Annotated in this window: 9 protein-coding genes; 4 read left to right on the top strand and 5 right to left on the bottom strand. The window is 38.4% G+C overall.

The genetic code is table 11. From position 1 onward, the window contains the following. Positions 1-147: 147 nt before the first annotated feature. From UABAM_RS22740 to UABAM_RS22725, 4 genes are all read right to left on the bottom strand, one after another. Positions 148-5,577 (bottom strand): WD40 domain-containing protein, encoded by a 5,430-nt coding sequence (locus UABAM_RS22740; protein WP_151970291.1) that lies wholly within the window; start codon positions 5,575-5,577, stop codon positions 148-150. A 256-nt stretch (positions 5,578-5,833) separates the two neighbouring features. Next, positions 5,834-7,504 (bottom strand): serine/threonine-protein kinase, encoded by a 1,671-nt coding sequence (locus tag UABAM_RS22735; protein WP_151970290.1) that lies wholly within the window; start codon positions 7,502-7,504, stop codon positions 5,834-5,836. Between the two features lie 66 nt (positions 7,505-7,570). After that, positions 7,571-9,283 (bottom strand): serine/threonine protein kinase, encoded by a 1,713-nt coding sequence (locus UABAM_RS22730; protein WP_173013507.1) that lies wholly within the window; start codon positions 9,281-9,283, stop codon positions 7,571-7,573. A 130-nt stretch (positions 9,284-9,413) separates the two neighbouring features. Then, entirely contained in the window at positions 9,414-11,357 is a 1,944-nt protein-coding gene (locus tag UABAM_RS22725; protein WP_151970288.1) for a serine/threonine protein kinase, read from the bottom strand. Positions 11,358-11,592: 235 nt separating this feature from the next. Here UABAM_RS22725 and UABAM_RS22720 point away from each other — a divergent pair, with 235 nt between their 5' ends. Continuing rightward, entirely contained in the window at positions 11,593-14,988 is a 3,396-nt protein-coding gene (locus UABAM_RS22720) for a hypothetical protein (RefSeq protein ID WP_151970287.1), read from the top strand. A 142-nt stretch (positions 14,989-15,130) separates the two neighbouring features. Here UABAM_RS22720 and UABAM_RS22715 read toward each other — a convergent pair whose 3' ends face one another. Continuing rightward, positions 15,131-15,790, bottom strand: coding sequence for a hypothetical protein (locus UABAM_RS22715; protein WP_151970286.1), 660 nt, complete (start codon positions 15,788-15,790; stop codon positions 15,131-15,133). A 244-nt stretch (positions 15,791-16,034) separates the two neighbouring features. Here UABAM_RS22715 and UABAM_RS22710 point away from each other — a divergent pair, with 244 nt between their 5' ends. From UABAM_RS22710 to yidD, 3 genes are all read left to right on the top strand, one after another. Further along, on the top strand, positions 16,035-21,425 hold the full coding sequence (locus UABAM_RS22710; RefSeq protein ID WP_151970285.1) for a WD40 repeat domain-containing protein: 5,391 nt from the start codon (positions 16,035-16,037) through the stop codon (positions 21,423-21,425). A gap of 15 nt (positions 21,426-21,440) precedes the next feature. Further along, positions 21,441-25,586: a WD40 domain-containing protein gene (locus tag UABAM_RS22705; protein WP_151970284.1), complete on the top strand. Its 4,146-nt coding sequence runs from the start codon at positions 21,441-21,443 to the stop codon at positions 25,584-25,586. Between the two features lie 139 nt (positions 25,587-25,725). Beyond that, positions 25,726-26,085: a membrane protein insertion efficiency factor YidD gene (gene yidD, locus UABAM_RS22700; protein ID WP_151970283.1), complete on the top strand. Its 360-nt coding sequence runs from the start codon at positions 25,726-25,728 to the stop codon at positions 26,083-26,085. Positions 26,086-26,172 lie beyond the last annotated feature (87 nt).

Here is a 26,172-nt window from a genome sequence, read left to right as displayed (position 1 = left end):
CATTTTAAGTACAAAATAACAATATCCTTGTATCAAATAGACAAGGATATTGTTATATAAAAGGCGTGCGATTACTACATAAAAATGACAACATCATCAAAACCTAGAATTTAAAGTAAGCAGCAACGCGAATCCCTTTTGCTAAATCTATCGCTGTAGTTTTTCCATTTCCACGGTCGCCAACATTGTATATGTTTCTACCTCACAAATATTTATACACTTGCGAAAATACCCTTTTGCTTTTTCGCTGTCGTTGTTGATTAGATAGTACAAACCAATATAGTAATAAAACATTCCAAGATTATCTTCCTCTTCTGCCTGTGTCTGGATCTTTGCTAAAGAAATTTTCTTTTGATAGTACAAAATTAGCCTACTACCTAAGTCTTGCGCATTCTTATCCACCTTAAAAAAATCCGATGATGGTTTTTGATTTATTCTCATTGCTGCTGCAATGGCATGGAGTTTAAGATATGGCACAAATTCGGCATTTGGTGGCAGACGTTTTATTACTCGATTTAGATACGTTAATGCCATTTGAAAATCACTATCAGCGATGCTAAACAGTGCAATGGCCATCTCATAATTAACCAGTGCTTCAGCAGCTACGTATGAGAGATTGCTACGTATATAATTGAAATATTGTCTCGCTAAAGGTAGATTGAGTTTCATGGTTAACTGATTACCATATCCCATGGCTTTTTCCACAAAAAAAGCTCGTATGTTCTTATCTATTATAGAATGTTTGTTCATCGTATGATCCGCCGCAGCTAAATTCTCTCCCCACAAGCAGCGCAGCAGTAAACTTTTTTGAGACATTTTTTGCGTTAGGGCGAAAAGATGAGTATTGCGTTTTGGTGATATGATCGGACACGAGTATGAATTGTATAGATTAGGGGAAAAATCAAAATGTATATCGTCACCTATAAACTTACATAAACGATGCTTTAAGTACTGAGAATATTGTGGAGGGTGATGAGAAAAACTAAAAATGTTGACCTTATTCATCGTTGCCGAAGCAAGACGATGATGACTAATAAAATCGATTTCGTCTACGGAAGTCGAATGAGCATGCAAAGTTTTCACTTCATGTTGTTTTTCTACATTCCAAATCTTTACAGTATTATCGCGACTCGCCGAGGCAAGTAAGGCTCCATCATCGCTAAACTGCAAATGATTTATGTAGTTTTTGTGTCCGGAGAGTAGACCGACCGTTTTGTTGTGCTTGAAATCCCAAAGGCGAATATTATGTTTTTGGGCAACGGCTAGAATAGAAAGCTTAGGATGAAAGGCAGTACAACCTGAATAACTTTTTAAAACCGTCAGTAACTTTCGAGGTTTAATTTTCCAAATTTGCACCCTTGAACTACTGGTGATCGCAATCATATTATTGTTCAAACTGACATAAGAGGCATATTTTTCTTGAAAAGTGCTCACTAGCTTTTGCGATTTTAGATTCCATACATTCACAACATAACGATCGTCGACAGAAGCACAAAGTTGCTTATCGGGACTCACCGTCATGTGTCTTACTACGTGGTTGTTTTCCAATATGCCTATTCGCGAGCGGGTAGAAATATCCCACAGCTCTATATCATCATTGCGATTGGCAATCGCCAGCTGATCTTCCCCTGTAAAAGATATATCAAAAAAACCCTCCCATGGCGTATCAAGCTTTGTCAGGTAACGGCTACTACCGCTGTCCCACAAACCAACCCCCTCGTAAGTAGAACTCGCAATTGTTTTACCATCAGGGCTAAACTTTACTCCATGTGAACCTGATATGGAGTATAATACATTGTTTAAAGAGACATCCCATAGTTTTACCGCAAAACCACTATCGCCACTTGCTAGAGTTTTTCCATCAGGGCTAAAGTCAATACTGAATATGGCTCTATTAAAATCGGTTTCGTTACCTTGGATAATGGCAATGGTTTGCCAATTGTTCGTATTCCATAAACGAATAGTACCGTCTCCCCCACATGAAGCAAGTATCTTTCCGTTAGGAGTAAAAACGATATCGTTTACGATTTGTTTCTTGTCTTGCGAACTACGGTGTGCATCAAATACTTTTATCTGGCGACTCGTTTTTATATCCCAAATCAAAATGCGACCGTCATCGCTACCAACAACCAGTTTGTTACTTAATGGATGAAATGCAACACAATTTAAAGCATTATAGTGCTTGAAAGTTCTGTAGTGCTTTTTTTTCTTCACATCCCATAAAGTTACCAAAGCATCTTGACAACAATAAGCAAGTAACGTTCCTGATGGATCAAAACTTATGTCACGTATGATGTTGTCCTTTTTCAAAAGACCGTATAATTGACCACGATGCCATATTTTGACAGAGTCATTTATGCTAGCCGCGATAAAATTTCCATCAGGACTATAGCAAACTGCGCTTGTGGAGTACTTTGCTGTTTCTTTCCAGATTTGTGTTTTCTTTCCTGTAGATAAGTTCCAAGTTTCAATATAAACATCATATTTACCACTGGTCATTGAATAATCACTACGAGATATTAATAATATATTTTTTTGGGGATGAAATACAACTCTTTCCGCTCCATTTGCAAACGAGTTTTGTTGTCTGCCACTACTCACGTCCCAGAGCTTCACACTATCTTCACTACATGAAGCAACGAATGATCCATCGGGAGAAAATATGACATCTTCTACGACTTTCTGATGACCTTTACGCCCAGACAATAACTCTTTTTGCAGATAGTTCCATATTTCAAAATAACCATACGCGCCAATAACCAGCTTGTTGCGACAAAAATTTAAACTAGTAACGGCGCGTTTCATTTTTGTCAATAACCAGCTTTTCTTCACAACAGTGTCCCACAGGTAGACACAATAGTCCTTGTCAGCATACGCAATGTAACGTCCGTTATTGCAAAACGCTACGCGTTCAATGGCAACTTTGTTTTCATGAAAAATGACTTTACTTTTACGATGTGTATGCCACAGTTGCAAAGTAAAACCACGTGCAGCCACAAGCCTTTGCTTGTAAACATCTATATCAGTAACTGAGTATCGGCCAATATTCCATATTTGTAGTTTTTCGTTTGCAATATTATAACGCAAAACGCCATTGCGTTGGCTGGCACAAAATAAATGCTGCCCACGATCATCGAAATGTAGATCGAAAACCGTTACAGGATTCGATATTTTTTTGATTTGTTGGCCCGTTTTTATATTCCATAAGTAAATATTTTTATCATAACCCACAGATGCAATACAATTAGAATGAAGAGCTACGCGAGAGGCGTTTTTTGTTGACTTACTCCACAGTAAAGCACCATCCTTCACTCGCCAACATTGCAGGTGATCTAGGGCCAAAGTAATGAGTAAACGATCGTCTGAACTCCAATAACACTTGCGTATGCGATCAGAAGAAGCACCAATGCTTCTAGTCATGGTTCCAGAGTCGACATCCCATATACGAACGGTTCGCGAAACGGCAGCTAACCATTTTTTATTGTGGCTGACCGCGATATAATCACTTTTGATTGGCAGTGGACTACGCCATAGCATGCGAAAATCTGGACCAGACATAAGCAACAAACGTGCCTGCTGCCATTCATCACTATCTCTACGGAGTAAGGGCGGAAATGCAGGTAATTCTGGTCCGCATTCGTTAAAGCCAATGGCACGTGCAGCTAACATCTTTGCCGCAAAAAAGTTTTTCTCGCGCAAGTGTCTTTTCGCTTTTTCTAGTAATGTCCTACCTTTGTTGTGGCGCGCGGTCATTTTTGCTTCATGAGCCTTAACCAACGCCAAGCCATGGTCATTCAGCCATAGATAGTACTTACAGCGCTGATACCAATAGTCCATGCGTTTCTTGATATCCGTCTTTACTAGGCGAAGCTTTGTTATTTTTTCGATTTGTTGTTGTACTGCCAGAGGAAAATGTTTACCAGAAGTCACATTATCCCATTTTTGTTGTTGCAGTTCACTATATCTACGAACAATTTCTACGGCTTGCGGTTTGCTATGTCGCGAAAGTAATCCCAAACAATGCACGATTTGTCGTGTCAAAGTTTCATCCGACTGTTGTCGAAAAAGAGTGATTAATGGTGAGATAACGTCACGAAATTCGTCTATGTTATTACGATATCTCCGTGCCATTTCTTCCAAAAAAGTCACGGCGCCATAACGCGCTAAGTGCCCTTTTTCCACCAATAACCTTGACATATGCGGAATCGCACTTTGGGTTAAGGCAATGCGATCTGTAGAGGGCTGTTGCAGAATAAATTTTTGCAATGCCGCACATGCCGATTGCTTGAATTCATCGTAGCTTTCTTCTTCCAGGTACAATGGCTCGATAAATTTGGGATTTAGCACTTTGTTTTTGGGGAAAAACATAAAATCACCATTGCCATATAAAGTGCCATAACGAGGAGCTTGTGAAGCTCCTATGCGTTCATCATTTACCAAAGTATCTGTCATGTAATAACCAAGTTGCGATGTCAAAATAGTACCGTCAGCGCGACCGACCACCCCTTGCAATGCTTGTAACAGAATCGCGGTAAATGGTGAATGTCCACGAGTATCCTTAAATTGTTGCGCGTAAATAGTGGACGTTTCATTTAATTTATCGGCAACAGCTTCGTCTCCAGCCCCAGCTGTAATCACTTGAAAAACACGTCTCTCAAAAATGCGACGTAAATTATTCCCTCCGGGAGAAAAAAAAGAACTTGTTGTTAAATGCGAAAAGTGGGGACGGTATTTCGCTTCAAGTATCGAACCGCTAAAACAACAGTCTAGCACCATAAGTGTATGGCGCGCATTCATTGATTCTAATTGTTTTGCCACTTCCGTTAGGGAGATCATTGTTTCTAAGTTAGGTTTTTGGGCAATATCACTGCTACTATCCGCTGTTACCAAGTAACCAGGTATTCCGTGTCCCGCATAGTAAAAAAATAAAGCATCTCCTGGTTGCACTTTTTGTGCAAGTTGCTGTAATTCGTTTTTGATTGTTTGCTGTGTGATCTTTGGCCGAATGTGCCATTTAACTTTTCTCTGAAGAACACTTGGTCGTTCATCCACTAACAACACAACATTTTGAAAATGATAGCGCGATGTCAATACTCCAGCAACCTCTGCAGCATCAAAATTAGGACCACTAAGATCGGAAAAACGGTCATATTGATTGATTCCAATCACTAAAGCATGGCATTTGTTATATTTAAAGCCGTTAGAAAAATCGCGACTATGACCAAGGATATTTAGACCACCTAAATTACGCTTACGTATCACAATAGATCTATGCGATTTTATACGCTTTTGCTTTGGAGTTAACGAGCTGTCTATAATATCTATCGCATACTTAATGGCATTTTTGGCTTGTCCCTCTTTTACAAGCTTTAACAATTGCCGTCGAAGAATAACAGCTTCGCTCTTCATGTTTTTCAGCGCGGTAAACGCGATAAGATGCTGGTTTACATCTGAAGATTTTAGTTGCGTAACAATCTCATCTATTTGTTGACGAAATTCAGAAGTCATTGATTGCGCAATCACTAGAGAACAGATCGCACAATACAGAATAGGATACAATAGATGTTTACTTTTCATCAATTTGTGACGAGGATACAAACTTTTACAAGCTTGGGAGATATCGTTACTCGAACGCGTATGTGTTCAGTATGAGTACGATGCCTTCTAAAATCTCGTATCTCCTTTCTAGAAACAAAATATCCATCAACTTGTTGTATTCATTTACAGTAGCGACTAGTTTTTCTCCATGATCTTTACTAAATGGATAAAGGTCCTATTATACTTAGTGAATTTTAAGCGAGGCCAAAGAGTTCCTACACCACTTTGATCTATTTCAGGATATACCAAACAGAAAATCTAACAACATTACAATAGGCAATAAAATTAAAACTCCCACAATAACCAAACAAACAAATGAGGTATTAAACCATATCCAAAATACGACTAAATTTTTTACTTTTTTTTGCCAGTATACTTTTTCCATTTGCAACTTGAAAACAGACAACTCAGAGCTACCATAATTTTTGAGTATTTTAAGATGCTCTTTCGCTATATTTATCTCTTTTGAAATCAAAGCAAGCGTTACAATTTTTTCATGACAACGGATTTTATTTTGTTGGGCTTTAGTGTTGTTTGGTTTTAGTTCTATCGCTCTTTCATAAAGAGCGATAGCCTTCATAAAAGTTGTGTACAAGTAAGCAACAGGTAATGATGAGGCAGGCGTCTTATCAAAAATTTTTGAAAAAATTGTTCTTTTCTGTTTAGGTAGAGCTTTTTGCTCTAAGAGAAAGATTGTTGCTTTATTGTATAAATCAGTCGCTTTGTTGGCTAGGGTTGTACTTTCTTGGTGCTCTAAGTAGTTTTCTATCGCCTGTTTAAATTCGCTGATACTTTGATAACGCTCTACTATATTTTTTGCTAATGACTTTTTACACGTTTGTTGAAGTTGAACAGATATTTTGGGATGAAAAACGGGTGGCTTACTTTCTTTTGCAGCAAGTAGAACCAGCCACAGACTCTTACCAGTGTGTGGTGGCCTGCGATGTAAAATTTCGAACAAGATACCTCCCAAAAGATAAACATCGGTACCATATGATATATCTTGGCCTCTTCCTTCTGCAAGCTCTGGTGGCATATAGCAAGGAGTTCCCATAGGCGTTGTAATGTCTTTTTTATGAAAAGTGCGTTGTTCACCATAATTTTTGTTAATCTCAACAGCGATTCCCCAATCCACCACCAATACCTCACCAAAGTCTCCAATCATGATATTTTCTGGCTTGAGATCACAGTGAATTACCCCTTTACTATGTGCATAGCTTATCGCATCGCACACTTTGAGCAAAATTTCTAAGTGCTTTCGTAGATTATATTCTCGTGCTTTCGCTTGTTGTTCTTCGGTTTTTGGATATAGAAGATTTTTCCACGAAATTCCGTTGACAAGTTTCATTGCTAGGAGAAGTTCGCCGTCAGAATTTTCATCTATTTCGTGCACTGGCACAATATTCGGGTGGTCCAAGTAAGCTGTTACAAGAGATTCGGCAATAAATTTATTTTTAGCCACCCCCGGTAGTATTTTTTTTATAACAACTTCCCTTTTTAGTTTTACCTGTTGCGCCTTATATATAATTCCCATACCACCACGATTGATTTCCTTATAATTTTTGTAATCTTGGTGTAATTCAATCTTGGAATTCTTATCTTTAGAGGTTGAACTATCATCAAACTCTACCGCACCTAATTTATTTTTTGTAGCAACAGTTCTACTCTCAGAAAAAGTTTCACCACCTTTATTATCCTGCAGGGTAACATTTCCTGAAAATGTTTGCTGGACACAATTGTTTTTGGAGTCTATGGTTTTGTCGTGGGAAAATGTTTGTGATTTTTTTTCGGAAAAGATAGTTATGTCACCTGAGAATGTTATTTTTTTGGATTTGTATGTATCACGTACCGAATAGTTTTTCACTTCCTGTAAAATTTTTTCCCACTGAGATCTAAAATCGTTCATCTTATTCCCATTTCTAAATTATACATACGAAACCTTGTTGTTTACCACGACATTTCTCTTCATCAACTAAATTAAGCCACAAAAATGGAGAAATGCAATAAAGGGAAGGGTCAATAAAAAAAGGACTTGTAAAATAAGCAACATTTTTCCTAATTTTAGATAGAAATCCATGCGTTTTCCCCTATCGTAAATTTTGATTAAGTTTGCCCTCAAAACAGAAGCTCCTAAGTATTGCAGATTTTCTAATTCATCAATATGGCTTTGTGCCATATAGAACTCTCTTGCTGCTAGGGCTAATTCCGCAATTTTTACATGGCAAAATATCTTATGGTTATGTACAGCTTCATACTGCGGTGTTAACTCAATGGCCCTTTCGTACAAAGCAATTGCTTGAATGAATTTAGAATAGAGTGATGGCAATGGTAGACCAGCGACAATAGAAACTTCAAGCTTGGAAAGCCGGATAATTTCCAAGTGAAATAGACTTCCAATAAAGGCATAGATTAATTTGTATGGCAAAGCAAAAAAAATGTAGCGCAATCTAAATTTCGACATCTGCATTTGCCGCGTTGCTTCATTGTATAGACCAGTAGCTTTATTCGCCAAGGCAACGCTTTGCCTATATTCCAAATAGTTTTCTATTTCTTCTTTGAATTTATTAATACTTTGATGACGGTCCATCGTATTTTTGCTAAGAGATTTTCTACAGACTTTTTGAATTTGGTTCAGGTTTTTTTTCTGCAAAACATCTGGTGTGCCCTTTTGAGCAGCAAGTAAAACTTGCCATAGGCTTTTGCCTGTGTGCGGTGGCCTGCGATACAAAATTTCATATAAGATTCCGCCCAAAAGATAGACATCTGTAGTATACGATATATCTTTGCCTCTCCCCTCAGCAAGTTCAGGCGGCATATAGCAAGGTGTTCCCATTGGAGTAGAGATATCTCTTTTATGGAAAGTGCGTTTTTCATTTGTGTTATTATTAATATCCACTGCAATTCCCCAGTCCATTACAAACACCTCGCCAAAATCCCCCACCATTATGTTTTCTGGTTTGAGGTCGCAATGAATGATACCTTTACTGTGCGCATAGCTTATTGCATTGCACACGTTGAGGAGAATTTCTAAATGTTTCTGCAAGTCATACTGTTGTGCTTTTGCTTTTTGCTCTTCTGTTTTTGGATATAAAAGATCTTTCCATGAGATTCCCTTGACAAGTTTCATTCCCAGGAGAAATTCTCCATGTCGATTTTCGTCTATTTCGTGTATAGGTATAATGTTTGGGTGCTCTAGGTAAGCTGTAACAAGAGATTCTGCTAAAAATTTTTTTTTATCTACCCCAGGTAACATTTTTTTTACAGCGATTTCTCTTTTTAATTTTTTTTGCTCCACTCGATAAATAATCCCCATTCCCCCGCGGTCAATTTCTTTGTAATTGCGGTAATCAGGGTGTGCTTCTGTTGATGTTTTAGTCTCAAGGCCGACATTGCAATTTACTTTACCTAAAGTGTCTTGCGCAGAAACAGTTGCGCCATCAGAAAATGTTTCTTGGGGAGTTTTTTCAACTATTGTACTACTTCCCGAAAAAGTTTTAAGTGTAGCATCGCTGGGGTTTAGCGTTTGATCATCGGAAAATGTTTGTGATTCATTGCTCGAGTAAAGCGTGATCTCATTTGAAAATGTCATTTCTTTTGATTTGTATGTGTGTCTTACCGAGTGTTGCTTAGAAGAATCTCCTTCTATAATTTTTGCCCACAGTAACCGAAATTCACCTTTGTCCATTATCATTCCTTTAAATCTATAGTGGAAAACATATTGCAATTGGAAAATACACACAATTAGTCATTTTTAGATTAGCTACGGATTAAAACAACAGATTTCTTATATTGTTTCACTCACACATAACAAATAGCTACTCATGTATAATATTTAGTAAGTACATCGAATACGGCGGTAACTGTTTTTTACTGTTTTTGTCTTTGGCATAATACGCAGTTTTACTGGTGTATTTTCCCACATCAGTTTTTTCAAGCCAAGTTTTCACCTTGGCGATATCCATCTGTTTCTCGTAAAAGAAAAAGCATAGATGCTCCGTCCCAACAGAATCGTCAAATTGGAATCCACCTTGCGAAGGAAGGATGAGTTTCTGCGTGTCTTCAAGTAGTTTACTGTTTTCACCCGGGTACAGCAAAGTCACTTCGCCTTTGGTGTCGCGTAATAAAATGGCCAAGTGAGTGCGTTTGTGAATTTGTGTTTGTATTTGCAGCTCGTCTAGTTCGTAGATTTCCTCTGTTTCCGCGGAGAAACTTTCAAATTCTTGTTCACCATCGCGTTTTATTTTGAGGTCAATACTAAAAGGCGTGTGGTACACTTGCATATTGACAAGGGCGTGAACTTGCTTATCGCGATTAATGGCGTATAAATTCCATTTTGCATGTCCCTTGGTATGAACTTGGGTTTTGAGATTGTAGTTTTGGCTGAGCCCCTTGCCGCTGTGATCCAGTCTTACTCCTGCTGGAATTTTTGCTAGCCATTCCTTGATTTTTTGTTGCTCTTCTTGCTGCAATTCTTGTTTTGAGCTAAAAAAAACCCAGTCGACATTTTTTTTCAAGTACTGCATGGAGACGAGTATATTTTTGTTTTTTTCTTGCGGGTCGCTGAGCTTTTCAACGGAAATATTTTTACCTTCGCGAATAAATTTGTATAAGTAACAAGGTTTGCTCAAATGAATTGCAAACGGTGTATCTGCAGCTACACGCACATCTTGCCCGGCACAGTCAAGAGTTTCATCTTTATTGAGAACAAAACTGTACGCCGCACCACCCGTAGGAAATACAAAATAGCCAACCACAAATAGCAGTAATACTACGACTAATGTAAGTTGCAGCGGACGTGACGATTTTGCTGTAGGTGATTTTGGCAAGGCTCTAGCACTCTCCACAATAGTCGTTTCGTTTGGCATAATGTAGCGTGCGAGGTCGTCATTCATTTGTTGTGCGCTTTGATAGCGTTTTTGTGGTACTTTCTGTACCGATTTGACAAAAATTTTCTCTAGCTCTTTATCCACGTCCTTGTTCAATTTGGAAGGGTATTTCATTTTGCCACGAGTGATATTAAGGAGAACTGCCAGAGTATTTTGTCCTTCGACATAAAAGTCATTCGCAAGCATTTCATAAAGAATCACACCAACAGCATAAACATCACTCTGCGGGCCAACATTTTCCGCCTGCGCTTGTTCTGGGGACATATATCGTGGTGTTCCCAGTGTCGAGCCTTCTTCGGTAAGGTTTTCTTTGTTATCCATTTCTTTAATGATGCCAAAATCAACCAACCACGAATTACCCTCATTGTCGATAATGACGTTTTCTGGTTTTACATCGCGGTGAATAATATTCTTGCTGTGTACTGTTTGCAAGATGGTAAGTAAATCGCGCGTTATTTTTACACTTTCGGAAATCGACAATTCGTTGTCGTTCATATAATCGCGTAAGGTTTTGCCTTCAATACACTCCATCGAATAACAAAAAAAGTCACTTTGTTCCTTAAAGGTAAATATCTCTGGCAAAAACAGATTGCGGTTCTGGCGTCGCAACTCAGCCAATACCTGGGCTTCCTTTCGGAAGCGCGCAATTTCATCCTCCTCGTAGCCTCCATTTTTAGTCTTGAGAACCTTCAAGGCTTCGATGCGATTCAAGGGAACATTGCGCACACGCCATAGTTGTCCCATCGCCCCTTGTGAAAGTAAGTCCACAAGCTCGTACTCATTTCCCAGAGTTTCCTTGAGTTTATTCAAAAAATCGCCATGACTAGAAGCAAATAAATTTGCTAGAGTCTCATCATTTTGCGGTTGGTTCATTTTCTTTCTACCTTTCGGCTTATCATATTGCTATATTTGGTAACTGTCATGTTATGCATTGTATATTTTTGTTGCTTATTTACAATAAAAAATGTAGTGTTTTTAATCATTTGTAAAAATTGGAATTATCTCATTTGGTAAGAAAACATTGGTTTGACGACTTATTCGCAATACTTCGTTATTGTTAGGTTTGTTCGAACTGGTTGAGTCTAAAATAAAGTTTCAGGAGCAAAAAATGCAAAAAGCTTTGCAATATGTTTTATTAATTTGTATGTGTTTTATATATGCGGACAATGAACCCACAGGCGTCATCACAAACGGAAACGAAATAACTTTTTTTTATGCAAAAAATTCAGATGCGGTGGGTAAAACAGATAAAGTTGTGGGTAATGCCTCAAGAAGACAGTTAGAAAAAGAAGTGCTATTACACGTGGCAAACGACCTCTTTGACGGCGACATTGCTAAAACTTTGGATAGTAAAGAGTTTCATACTGTAAGAAAAAAAATTTATGAACGTGGAGAAAACTACAGTAAAGCGGCAGCACGCGCGTATGCTGCGGAAGCTCTACAAAATCAATATGTCGAAGAATACAAACGCTTGGAAAAATACCGCAAGTTAACATCCTATTCTAACACAACAGGAGTAGTAATTGAGACTTTGGCAACATTTGCAAGTGAATTAACCAGCCTAAAAAAAAATCCGAAAATACGCAAAGCTATAACCTCAGGAAAAATAACGCCTGCCGTACTGAAATTACTCCAGCCAACGCTCGCGCGAAAAATCACGTCAAGTGAAAATCGCCTTAATATACTCCGTGGTAAGCGAGACGCCCACAATAAAATGTTAGATAAAATGTTTTTAGAAGAGGAAAGTAGACAACAAGAACACTTACTTTTAGAGAAAGTACGTAGAGAACGCCAACAAGACTTACAAAGTTTTCGAAACGAAATAGACAAAAAAATTAACAGTCTGCCATATCTGAAACAAAAGGAAATTGTTGATTTGGTCAACCGCTTGATGGAACAACGTGAACAAAAAAATCAGCAACAACAACAGGAACTGGAAAAAAAATTAAAGAAAGAGCTAGGCGACGAATTTAACAAACAGATTTCAGAAATGGAAAAAAAAATATTTTCACAACTAAATCGTCAAAAGAAGGCGTCCATCCAACAACAAGCAAAAGAAAACATTTTTCAGGATACAATGAGAAATATCGAAGATGCCCGAGCAGGTATTTACTTCCTTGCCTCAATATCAAAACTTGTTTTTAAAGATGATACTCCTCAGATAATTAGTACCATCGGTAATTCCTATTTGGATATTGCGCAGTCTGTCGCGGAAATTGATTTCAGTGACTTTGCCAGCTTAACAACCATGGTCGCGACAGGAAATATCATCAATGCTTCCTTAGCAATTATCTCTATTCTAAATAAAACCCAAAAACCTAATTTTGAACAAATCATCTCTGAGCAGTTACAAAAAATTAATGAAAACATTGCCAATTTATCTTACGAAATGCACCAAAGATTTGACAATGTAGATTACAAACTAAGAGAAATATACTATGTTACTTCGCAAAACCACAGGATTTTACAAGACGTTTTAGCTGATGTACAAGCAATACAACAAAAAGTGGAGAACATAAATGTAAACATTTTAAAAATAGAAAATTCTCTCATTGAGCTAGAAGAATCCATTGTTCAAAAAATATCAAATCAGATGCAGAAAAATATGGAAAGAGAAGCGCAAGTTGCTTTTACGGATTTAATCAAAGAGTTTAAAATTGATCTAAAAGAAGAAGATCGTGTTATCATGTCTGATAATATGAAAGACAAATTCGTCTATGCACTATCGAAATACCAAGCCTTAGCAACAGAGCACTCTAAAAATATCTTTCAGCAGGACATACCATACGCTGAATTTTATTCGTCTTACAAGGATATAAGAGACAAAAATGAGACAGCAAACTACACTCTATGGGAAAATATCTTAAGCCAAACAACAGATCGCCACTTCTCTCATTTTATTTATTTGTTCTCTGGAGCACAAACGACGCAAAATAAATATGCAAACCCATCTAGTTGGGTCTATGCGGGAAACAACTTTGCTAGGTTTGTCGCCAAATACCCCGACACGTACCTACAACGCGAAACCTCTGCCGGTAGAATTAATGATATTTTGAGAAGCGGTTGGCACATTCAAGATGGCATCTCCTCCATATCTAAAGTAAATATTTTAAAAGACAATATCAAAGCTTACCGCAATGCCCTCGCTCAGGTAAGAGAAGAAATCAATCGTCAAATTGACCATTATAACAACACGCAATTTTTTGCTTTTCATCTATGGCAAGGTATCTACGAAACCACCGAGATGCCATTTATACCCAACAAGTTGATGTTCAACGGCAAAGAATACCGAATTTCGACCACACAAATGATGAGTCTACCCAGTTACTATAAAAAAGCCTTCGCTCTTGGTTACGACCTAAAGTTTACGGCAAGTGCAAAGTGGAGTAATACACGCAAAGAAAATATTCTAAAGCAACAGCGCAAAGTCATAAAAGGTGGACTTTTTGAAAATGACAAGATAGATCTTCGAAGCGTAAAAACCGGTGAAAAATACTTTGGCGTTTTGGATATTGATGTCAACGTTATATTAACACAAAACGGTCGGGAAGTTCTTCATACGTTTAGCACGAAAACCACAGAGGAAAAGCACTATGGTGGTGAAAATAACAAAAAACCATATAGTGCTATTAGCGAAGAACAAGAATTTATAGCAAGTTGGCCGGAAATAGAAAAAAAAATAGCGTATAATTTACAGTTATCAGAGTTTATAGACCATCCTGAAGCTGACACAATAATTTCAAGTAACAAAGAAGTAAAAGGTTCTCTCTCCTATGCTAACACAAATGTACATGGTGACTCCTTAATCACTGTAGGGGATTCATTTAGCGGTAATTTCTCCCATTTGCGAAGCAAGCTAACTTTAAAGGCGGGCAATCAGATTACCATTTTACCTCAAACTCAATTTGATTTCCGTAATGGAGATGTTCATCTCACGATTCACAAAAATCCAGCAGCACTTATGATTTCGGAAACTTTAAAAGAACGTCGTAAAGTAATACTGTATGGCGATAATAAAGTGATACACCTACCACAGCCCGTAGGTAAACCCGATATGGTAGACATAAAAAGCGTTAAAGTCGCTGATCAAGGTATTTTACAATCTGAACAAGTCAAAAATAATTTACGGCGTTTGACAATCATGCGCGGCGTATTAAAAAAATATGCAGAGATTACAATGCCCGCTTCTTTATCCATGGGAAGTCTTAGTAACTTTTTTAAAAAGCAAAATCCAAGTAGACTTCCTAAAGCACAAGAAGTACAAGAACTTTTCGACATACACAAAGAAAAACTCTTAAACACCGATACGCATAAAATATTTGATCGGGTTATTTGGGACCCGATCAATAAAAAAATAGACCTTTTTGAAAAGCAAGCTACAAATATCATGCAGTCTATTGAAAATCAGACAACAAAGGAGTCACGCATTGATATTCAAGATGTGGTAGAACAATTGATGACAATTAAATCAGTGCACCATATCCATCAAGTAGCAAAAGAATAAACCCGCAACATCATTATTGAATCCAGAAAACCACAGAAAGAAAGGCACAGAGAATTTTTTAGATAATCTATATGCGAAGAATCCATGCATTAACTTCGTACATTTCTCTGTGCCTCTTTCGTTTATCCCAATCTTAAATTCTCTAAACAGCACGCGCCAAGTCATGACACATTGACTTACCATGACTTTGCAAAAACTGCAGCAGATCGAACAGGGTCTCTCGCTGTTGTTTGCTAAAATAGAATGTATTATTCGTCAATGGTAGAGTATGCTCATAACGTTTACTATTTTTATTGTAGTGCAATATAGTGTGTTGCCAAGAATCGTAATCCACCCCAGAAAAATCCATCCACGACAAACGACAGTGGTCAAGACGAACTCCACAAATGTAAAATCCGATAAACATTTTGTCTTGTGAAATTTCCAGTTTGTAGCAAATGAGTTTTCCCCATAAATAACAGCCAAACATAATCAGCATACACAGCGGAAGCATCAATATACGAAAAACACCACTGAGTATAGAAAGAAAACCGATTATAGTAAGGATAGATAAACTATTAATCGCTTGGAACGCATACAGTATTAGTAGCAAAATACATCCGTACACGATAACGCGAATACTTTTTTGAAGATACTTCTGCAAATCCTCCCTGAAATTAATATTTCGCGCAAAATCTTTTATTGTGTGTCCTAACTTCATGTATAGAGTTATTGTATTGGGGGTATCACTAATCGATAGTTGAAACTTCTCGTCAAGTTTTTGACATTTTTTCACAAATGCTGCGCCGTAATGATTCCACATATCTTTCCTCCTTAAGTTTTATTTTTCAATACGACACATCTTCTTTCTAATTCTACTTCTATTAATTTAAATTACGAACATCACTACCAAATCTATGTTAGAGATCATTTTCTTTTGGAAATTTTATGGAAACGATCTATTTTTGCACCTTAGCGACAATGGTTTACAATTGTAGAAAAAATATATAAAATAAAATTTCAAAATAAGACGTGTCATCAATTAAAGTTTTTTTAAGGCGAGACCCATGAATAGAGTAATCGTATTGTGGCTACTTCTGCTGTTTTCTTGCTATGCGCAAAACGACGAACAAATGTTAAGAGTTTTAGTCAAGGAGTTACGTAATCCAGAAACAAACATCGAGGCACTTAAAAAGCTCGAAAAAATGGGAGAAAAAGCGCAGCGAGTAGCACCTTTATTAGAGGTGTTGCAAAAAAAAGCGCTACGCCAAGGCGATGAAAAACTCTTTTTCCAACTATTCAAAACTCTACAGCAAATAAAACCCGCACAGCAAATAAAATCAGCACAACAAGAACTACCAACTCAACAAAAAACGCAAATTACAAATGTAAATTCTGTTGAAAAGATGGGTAAAGTAACGATTCAAAAAGCCCGCGAAGCGTACCGTAGAGGTAAGTGGCGTGAGTGCGGTACTTTGGCAGGTTTTTGTTTGCAACAAATTCGCAATTTGAGCAGTGATAAAAAACGATTTACGGCGATGATAGATGTTTGCAACCACCTAATTCGTTTGGCTTTGTTAAAAAACCCTTTATTGTGGCAATATCAACCACCCAAGAAAATCAACAGTGTTGACTGGGGACTAGGAAATACTGTGGCTTACAGCTATCGAGATAGCATTCTATTGTATGACATTTCTTTACAAAAACAAATAGGTGCATTTTGCGGTGATGGTTCAGAAGTTCAGAGGTTGGCATGGGCACCAGATCACAAGCATATTGCTTTTACTGATAATAAAAATCGCGTACGCATATGGAAAATACAACCAAATACAGTGCGCACGCTGTTTACTGCGCAATCTGTTATTGAAAACATAAATTGGCACAAAAGTAATGTACTTGTTGCACAAAGTAAAGAAATCGTTCATTTGTGGAATATGACAGATAATTACAAAATCAATAACATTCAAGTTAGTAGTTCTTTGTCATTGAATCACGATGCCAAGTTATTTGCAACAGACCGTCAAATGGGAATCGCTGTAAACGGTAACGTTTATCAAGTAGGAACAGGTCATGATTTTGTTGCGCCTAAATTTCATCCTCGTGCTGATAAAGTGGCTTCATTCGATAATAGTGCGACAAATGCACATACTATCAAAATTTGGGATGTCAATTCTGGTAAAAAAAGAAAATCTATCAAACTCGTTTCCACTTTACAAAAAGATCTAGATGACTATGTTGATGAGAGCCTATTACATCGTTATATTTCGTGGAGCCGCGATGGTAGGTTCTTGATTTCATTCGATGGAATGCTAATGGTATTGTGGGATATGGAGCAATACACAATGATTGCTTCATGGCAGCATCGTCCTGTTGTTAGTGCTTCATGGAGCTCTGATAGTAAATATTGCGTAACGACAGACAGTAGCCATCAAGTGTACTTATGGGACATTGAAAAACACAAAAGTATCGGATCTATTACTCACGGGCATCGCAAAATTACCTCTTTGCATTGGAACTCTGATAACCGAAGTTTTTACTCCAGTGATAACACAGGGAGTCATAACCTGTGGTCAGTGACAAATTGTCACCAAGCGAGATGGATCACCTCTAACAAGGGATATGAACCTCGTGAAAGTATTGACCGCACCCTTATTGCAAACAAAGTCGGTGTTGAAAATAATAAGATTGTGGTACAACGCCGCGACGGAAAAGCCCAAGTTTTTGTTGGTAGTGGTGAACTCATGCAGTGGAGACCTAACAGGTCCGAGCTTGCTATACTAAATCAAAATACACTACAAATTTACCATGGCGCAACGAATCGCAATAAAATTTACAATGGGCCTACACCAGAAAGTGAATGGATAAATCCATATCCGTTGGCGTTGAGTTGGAGTCCGAATGGTAAATTTTTGGCATACACAACCAGCACCGATGTTGTGTTGTACGATGGTAAAAGTTTGACGTCCATAGCAAAAGGTTCTTTTCAAAATACCAAATTGCAATGGAGTCGCGATAGCTGCATTTTGGCATACGCTCTTACAGATAATAATGATTACAGTAGTGTGGTAAAATTGTATAACACGGTCACTAAAACAACCCAAAATTGCTATCGTGGTGAGGATAAAATTTTACAACTGGCCTATGGTGATCATCTCGTTTATTTTACCAATAAAACCCTGTACGTTAGGAACATCAACAAAAATAAAATCATCCAACAATTCTCCATTGCATCCGATAATACTCCCATGCATGTATGCTGGTCTAAAGATCAATCAACTTTAGCTCTTTGTGGTGTGAAAGCTACGCTACTGTGGAATAGCAATACCTGGATACCCCAAGGAGTTATTTACAAACACTTCATTGCTCATCACCAAAATTTTCTTGCGTTTATCGACAATGAAAGTCAGCGAAAATCTTCTTCTTCTGAAGAAGAAAATGTCCCACCACAACTTTGTGAAACCACTATTTACATTTATGATATGCACAAGAATCGCTATGCTCAAAAACTAAATGCACATAAATATCGGCTTACAGCAATCAGTTGGAGCACCGATGGAAAATTTTTAAGTTCTGCTGATGAAGCAGGGTATATTTGTTTATGGAATGTTGCACAGCCATCACAAGCACTTATTGTCACTTCCAAGGAACAACAAAATAATGATATTACTAGCGACATCGTGGAGGATCCATTTAACGATGGTATCCTTTACGATGAGTCTTATGCTACATCGCAAAACAAAGCGGTTATGTGTAGCCATGATGGTAAATATATTGCGGTGTTACGCAACGATGAAATCGAAGTGATTGACGCAATTAATTTTTCGTCTGTAGCGAAGATTAACACGAATGATAATGAAATCAAAAATGCCGCGTGGAATCCTGATAAAAATGTATTGGCGTATTCCATGAGAGAAGCAATGTACTTGTGGGATGTTTCCAGCAAAAAAAATACAAAATATATTTACTTTGACCACCTACAAAAAGTGAAGTGGAGTCCAAGTGGCAAATTACTTGCAACAGCATCAAAAAATGGTGCCATTTATATTTATGATACTACAGGCCAAAAGCAAAACGCCCTTAGAGGTCACTTCGATGCTGTATCTGATTTTCAGTGGCATCCCAATAGTCGCCATCTCGTTAGCATCTCGCAAAATCAAGATAAAAAAGCGCTTTTATGGGATACGTATACGGGAAAAATAGTTTCGACTATAGATATCGGCAAATCGATAAATCACCTTGCGTGGTCATCGCGCGGTAAGCGCATGGCTTTTTGCACAGATGCGATGGTTTATCTATGGGATGGCGAGGTGAAACTACTTTTAGATGATAGTGACTCTACATCGTCAAATACTTTTGAATTTATTGCGTGGAACAATAGTGATACCGCAATAGCTATTTTAACACGTAGCCACGAAGAGGCATATATTCTTGACGTTAATCATCGCCAAAAAACGAGTCTTACGCCACCAGGAGAGCTATATCCAAGTGCCGCGCAACATAAGAGTTTTTGGAAAAAATTTACTTCCGATGGTTATGACATATCGGAATTTGTTACATTGGACAACAACTACTCTTTTTTGTGGAAACGCTATAATGGTTACATTTATACTAGGTCACACCCAAACTCTACCAGCAATAATGCCCAAATACGTTTAAACCATCCGCAAAAACTGCTTTCGCATTCCTGGCATCCACAAGGTAAAATTCTCGCCTACACAGGTGAAGATGATAGTAAAGTGCATTTGTGGAAAAAATCTAATATTCGTCATACCTCAGTGACATTTCCCATAACATCTTCTTTCCACAGCCCGGATGGTAAATATGCTTTGCTTCACCATAATGAATTCATACACATTATCGATAGCAAAACTAGCAAAACTCTTTTAAAACTAACAGGTAAAGTTAGTACACGATGTTGGGGACCCTTTAGTCGTAAAATAGTTGCTATTGAAGACAATAATAACATCGTATTGTGGGATATTTTTTCCAAGGAAAAAACGAACGTTGGTTATCATCTTAACGCCCATAGTGTACAATGGGGTGCATCACAAACTTTCGTGTCTATATCAACAACAGAGATTAAGTTATGGAGTAGTGGTAATAGTAATAACACCGCGATTATTCAAAACCTGCCAAATAACAACTTTACTTCTGCCGCATGGAGTAAGGACTATAGCAAACTAGCTATTGCAAATACTTCAAGTCTTTGGATATGGAATGTACAAAAACATCTACTCGAAAAGGAAATACCACTACAACTAGAAAACCCTATTTCATGGATAGGCTGGAACTACAACAGCGATAAGATCGCATTTCTCAGTGATGTATTTGCAGACTCAAATGTTCATATTTGGAATATTTCTACGGGTAAAAAAATAGCCACGCATCGCTCTTTTAACGCAAATTATTTTGCTTGGGCACCACACCACGACATTTTTGCACTCGCAAAATTTAATATGGTATCGATTATAGACCTCGCAACAAATATCAATGTCGCCATTCTACAAGGCAAAGGTACTCTCTGCGGTTTGCAGTGGTGTCCTGCAAATAGTTCGCTATACACAACAACTTTTGATGGAACACTGACACAATGGCATATCCCTTCTTCATTTAACAATCTCGTTCCTGTCAATTACGATTTTCAATCTTCACGGATCAATAACTCTGGAAATCTACGTTGCTTGTGGTGGGCAGATAAAAAAACGTTGATGTCCTCATCTACTAAAGAATTGCGTTTTTGGGGAGTAGACAACAAGCAGCATCAAGTTATATCTCAAGATGAACAATTGTCCGTAGCTGCTGCGAATGATAAAAGTGTAGCGATAGCAATTGGCAATAAAGTGAAAATTTACCACCGCGCAAACGGCCTAGTGCATGATACCTTGTCGAAACACAAAGCGCAAATCACTGCTTTGGCCTGGTTACAAGATAGCTCTTTCCTAGCTACCGCGGCACAAGATAAAACGGTCTATATCTGGGATACGAACAAAAAAACTATGGAAAAACAGTTTTCTCATCCGCAGCAAGTTATAGCTGTTACGTGGTTCAAAAATGGTAAACAACTACTAACAGCAACGCGAGATAATATCTATGTCTATGACGTTGTGACACAAGAGATCGTGCACAAACTTCCCGGTGAACGTATACAGCATGTGTCGTTACATCCTGATGAGAAGACTCTTTTTACTGTGGAAAACGGAAATATCAAAAAATGGCACATCGGTAATCTGCGACACGAACTGTTTCCTAGGGAAAAACAAGTGCCTTTGTGGTATCAAAAACTCCGTATCAAACGAACCGAAAACAGCGACAGCAGTATATTTAATTTTTATAGCCCACTCCAGGGAAGTCTATTACAACAGGCATTAAACTATAAGCCGCGTGCAGTAACCGAACATTTGTTTTTGGGAAAAGTCCAGGAAGATTTGCAATTTATTGATTTTGTCAACAACAAATAGAGATAAGGAAAATCAATGCGCTTAATCATTTTTATTTGGTTAACATCGGTGCTTTTTGCACAAGATCTAGAAGAATTGATCTACAATCTCGAAACGCACAACGATGTAAAAAAAATACAAACCATCAAGCAACTGCAGAATATGGGAAAAAAAGCCCGCTTAGCTCTACCCCAATTGAAAAGTATTTTTGCAAATGCGGCAAGTAACAATAATAAATCTGTTGCCGATGCCGCTCTTCTTGCGATTTTTACAATAGAGCCTCAGGCCGTTCATCTATCCGCAACCACGTCTTTAAAAACAAAGCCAATAAAACAACAACGTGTAACCATACAAAAGGAAAATATAGGCGGCTTAACCATACTTGGTTCCAGTCGCGACTTTGGTCAACGCTTGCGCTATGGTAAACGCCACGCTCTGATTATAGGCATTAATAAATATCAACACCATTCTCATCTTAGTGGTCCCAATTTTGACGCTGGAGAAGTGGCAACAGTTTTGACAAATCGCTATGGCTTCGAGAATGTAATTTATTTATGCGACACTTTACCCACCTCTGTATACAATAACCAAGATTTGACGATAAAACAACAAAGTGCAAATCGCACTATTTACACATGTAAATACGGTGGAGAAAAAATTGTTGTTGTGAACTACGTTACCAAAAGATTCGTTCAGCACTACCTGGATTCTATAACGGCGAATGTCGGAGATAACGACGCGTTATTTTTATTTTACGCAGGACATGGAATTCCGGGATACATGGTGACTGCCGATGGTAAACAGCAACAAAATAGCCTCAAATTGACAGCTATTGCGGAGCAAATGGCCACGAGTAACGCGCGCCATTGTTTAATGGTCTTAGATAGTTGTTTTAGCGGCTCTATCTTACAGTCGCAATATCGGCCAAAGTTACAGGGGTATACTACGAATAAACTCGAGTTTGCCAGCGGTGCAAATATCGACCGAGTATTTCGACGTCGTTCTTTTCAGGTAATTACTGCCGGAACGGGAAACGAAGCTGTCGCCGATCAGTTAGGTGTCTCGACCAAGTATGCACAGGTAACAGGTGCAGGCGAACACTCCCCCTTTTCAGCGGTGTTTTTACAAGCGATCAAAGGCTTAACTGGACGCGTTGATGGAACACAACTTACATCTGACCTTGGCTATTACATGATGACAACGTTGGTAAATGACGGAAGAATAGAAGCCTCACAAACGCCACGCTATCGCAGTTTAGCAGGAGACGGTGACTTTATGTTTTTTCCTGCGTACAAAGTACTCAATCCAAAATTATTAGAGCCATTGTATTTAACAGATGACTCTTATGCCGACTTGAGAGGCTCAGCATGTGAAGCTCTTGAAAAATTTATCCAAAAACAGTCACCGCAAAATCGTCGCCCTCTGACACGCAGCTCTATTGGCCATGTCAGTAAACTGTTAAAAGATGAAAACATTAAGGTGCGCAATACGGCATTGGCCTTTATAAATCAGGCGGCCGAAAACTACGGTCGCGACCCAGAATTTGCCGATGTTGTCTATTTACTCGTCAAAATGGCAGATACACAACCTCGATTAGAAATACATCATCAGATAATAGAAACCATTGGCTATCTAGCCCCTCACACTTCTACCCACGCAGTCGCAAAAGTAGCTAGCTTTGCACAAAAACTCAAAACACAATGGCAAAAATATGACAATAAAATACTGCCACGGAAAGTTAAATCTAGGGTTTTAAAAGTAATAGGCAAGCAACAAAAAACTACCCCCAGCAATCTCCAACAACAACTTCAATACTGGTTGTCTATACAGCGCGACTATTACTGGCTTGTTACAGATGGTATTAAGCTCGCAGACAAATACAAGGATAGCAAACAAAAAATAACCAAGGACGCCAACCTAGTTTTGGATAATGCAGCAAAAGAATACCAAAATGCCCGAGACCAACGCCGTAGTTACATGGAACAAGAAGAGTCGTATCAAAAATGCGGCGCATACGCCGGTTATGCGATGGAGCTGCTAAACGAAATCGAAGGAATGGAAAAACTAAAAGCGCGCGCAAGAGGTTATTGTCGTTTAGCATTACTAGAGCGCTACAAAATATGGTGTTCGCCTGTCCCAGATTATCGAGGGGATTTAAAAACGGTTTCGTGGCAGACAAACGCAGATGGAAGTCTTGACATGGCAATGAATCAACTAGCGATCACCAGTATATGTCTCAGTAGCGATAATAAAAAAATTGTTTCGGTATGTTCAAACGGAACGATAAGAGTATGGAATGCGGAAAACGGAGTACAAATCGCAAAGTTAACCAATAAAAATTGCAATTCGGCTTCGTGGTCACCCGACAACAAAACCATTGCCGTCGGTTGTAATGAGGGTCTTCTACTGTGGACCCCTGAACTTCATCAACAACGATGGTTAAGTTCACAATTGGTACATAATGTCTCCTGGAATTCCCGTGGCAATTACATCTGTGCTACCAACGGAAAGCGCATCTATCTGTGGAATGAAAATGGTAAAAATATCGCGAATTTTACATCCCCCAGCTCCGTAAGCCATCTTTCATGGGCACCTGATAGCAAAAAAATCGCCGTTTGCTACCAACAACAAGGAAAAAGTCACGACGCCATTGATATATGGGAAATCTCCCAAAGTAAAACTCTTGTGACGATAGATTGTCCTTCCTCAGTGACCTCTTTATCATGGAGTCCTGATAGCAACCGTATTGGCTTTGGTTCGGATTACGTTGCTTATATTTGGAACATTACCCCATTACAAGAAGTGGTAGATTTTGATGTGCGAAGAAAAGATATAGCGAATGCCAATCCTGAAGTAGAAATCTTTGCCATCGCATGGAGTTCTCACCAACGACACATCGCATGTGGATACCAAGATGGTATTATTCTCATTTTAGACGCCAATACCGGTAAAGAAATCTATCGTATCGAGGCGCACACCACTGCGGTGACATCTCTACAATGGAATCGCGATGGTGATAAAATTATTTCCGGCTCAAGAGATGGAACCGTACAGATGTGGAGAATACCACTCAATGAAATTCCATCGTTAACGTTTAACGCAACCTCGACGGAGGACTACATTTCAGATGTACTTTGGAGCCCGGATGGTCGCAAACTTGCATCGGCAGCAGATTTTTTACAAATTTGGAATAGCCAAGGCAAAGAATTGCAAAAATTTATTCCAGCCAAATCCCCAATAAACGTTATTGCCTGGAAGGCAGACAGCAAACAGCTAGCTTGTGCAGAAAATGGTATGATCACGGTTTGGAATAGCGAAACAAATGAAACGATCAAACAATTTAAAAATGCCCACAAAGTGTTATCTCTCTTTTGGAAACAAGACCAATGTTTAGCACTGATTGAGGTCGATGGATTTATTTTAGAAGTATGGGATATCACGTCTAATACAAAAGTGAGTGACTGCTTTTACGACTGGTCAGGGATGTCTTCGATTACCTGGCATCCCAACGGCAAAAAATTTGCTTCCTCATCATGGGATAAGTTCTTATGCATTTGGGATGTCACAACAGGTGAAGTAATTGACAAAATAGAGTTAGACGCCTTTTACAATCTCGCTTGGAGCCCGAATGGCAAACAAATCGCTTGCGGAGCGAATAATCCACGGAAAAAAATCCATATTTTTGATATGGCTTCACAAAAAATAACAAAAACTTTTTCTGGCCACGAAGCACCAGGAATTATGGTCACGTGGAATGGCGAAGGCAACAAATTGATATCGACGTCGCGTAATAAAATTTGCATCTGGGATGTTGTCACAGAAAAAGAAATTACCTCATATGAGTTTAAGAACGCTTCTCAGCCACGTTGGCATCCACAGCAGGATATAATAGCACATATTACAGAGATTGATGCGCGCATTTTTATTCGCAATATAAAATCTATTCGCAAAATTGTTCGCGGCGAACAACAGCCACGATGGTTTGTCAAAGCAAAAAATGGACAGCTAAGAGCATCCGATATAGCACTTTCACCGTATACCAACGAATGGTTTCTAAAAACAGCACTAAACACACATCCACAAAAGATTACTGAAATATTATTTGAATATACAATAGACAGTAACATGAGACCACAGAAACTAGATCCGCTGTATCTATGGGAGCAAATAAAAATAGACTAAAACCTGATTCTAACGTTTTTGGTTAGTACAAAGCCATAGTTTAAACGTGTTATCAAATCTTTACTCCCCACAATTATTTTTTATTGTAAAGTGAAACAGCGAGCGTCGTATTGAAAATAAAACAAGAAAGGAGAAAAATATGAAAACGCTCGCAGTCGGAGCTATTAATGGCTACCAAAAATATATTTCCCCATACAAGGGCTTCTGTTGTGCGCATCGTGTGTATCATGGTGAAGATTCGTGTTCACAATATGCGAAAAAAGCGGTTGCGGAACATGGTTTGTGGAAAGCGATTTCCAAAGTGCGTAAGAGATTTGCGGAGTGTCGTGAAGCCAATAGACTAATAAAACACCGCGCCATGTTAATGAGCCAAGAAGAAAAAGAGATAGGTCTTAACGACATAGTCCAAGGAATTCGCGTAATTAAGGAAGGTTGCAACGCTGCAGTCCACGTATGCGATCTATCGCTCGCGTCTGCGGATTGCTGTTCTTCCTTATAACAGTCCTCACTTCAAGCATTGCAACATACGTTGCAATACGATACAATATGACTTAACGTTGTATCACCACAGAAACGCAAAGAAAAA

The sequence above is a fragment of the Candidatus Uabimicrobium amorphum genome, assembly GCF_009002475.1.
GTDB lineage: Bacteria > Planctomycetota > Uabimicrobiia > Uabimicrobiales > Uabimicrobiaceae > Uabimicrobium > Uabimicrobium amorphum.
The sequence above is the reverse complement of the archived record's forward strand: the minus strand, read 5'-3'. Positions and strand labels throughout refer to the sequence as shown.

Bases quoted from the DNA above. Each gene is read 5' to 3' on its own strand.
- UABAM_RS22725 (WP_151970288.1), bottom strand. From the start codon at position 11,357: ATGAACCAACCGCAAAATGATGAGACTCTAGCAAATTTATTTGCTTCT.
- UABAM_RS22720 (WP_151970287.1), top strand. From the start codon at position 11,593: ATGCAAAAAGCTTTGCAATATGTTTTATTAATTTGTATGTGTTTTATA.
- yidD (WP_151970283.1), top strand. From the start codon at position 25,726: ATGAAAACGCTCGCAGTCGGAGCTATTAATGGCTACCAAAAATATATT.
- UABAM_RS22730 (WP_173013507.1), bottom strand. From the start codon at position 9,283: ATGGACAAAGGTGAATTTCGGTTACTGTGGGCAAAAATTATAGAAGGA.
- UABAM_RS22710 (WP_151970285.1), top strand. From the start codon at position 16,035: ATGAATAGAGTAATCGTATTGTGGCTACTTCTGCTGTTTTCTTGCTAT.
- UABAM_RS22715 (WP_151970286.1), bottom strand. From the start codon at position 15,790: ATGTGGAATCATTACGGCGCAGCATTTGTGAAAAAATGTCAAAAACTT.
- UABAM_RS22735 (WP_151970290.1), bottom strand. From the start codon at position 7,504: ATGAACGATTTTAGATCTCAGTGGGAAAAAATTTTACAGGAAGTGAAA.
- UABAM_RS22705 (WP_151970284.1), top strand. From the start codon at position 21,441: ATGCGCTTAATCATTTTTATTTGGTTAACATCGGTGCTTTTTGCACAA.
- UABAM_RS22740 (WP_151970291.1), bottom strand. From the start codon at position 5,577: ATGAAAAGTAAACATCTATTGTATCCTATTCTGTATTGTGCGATCTGT.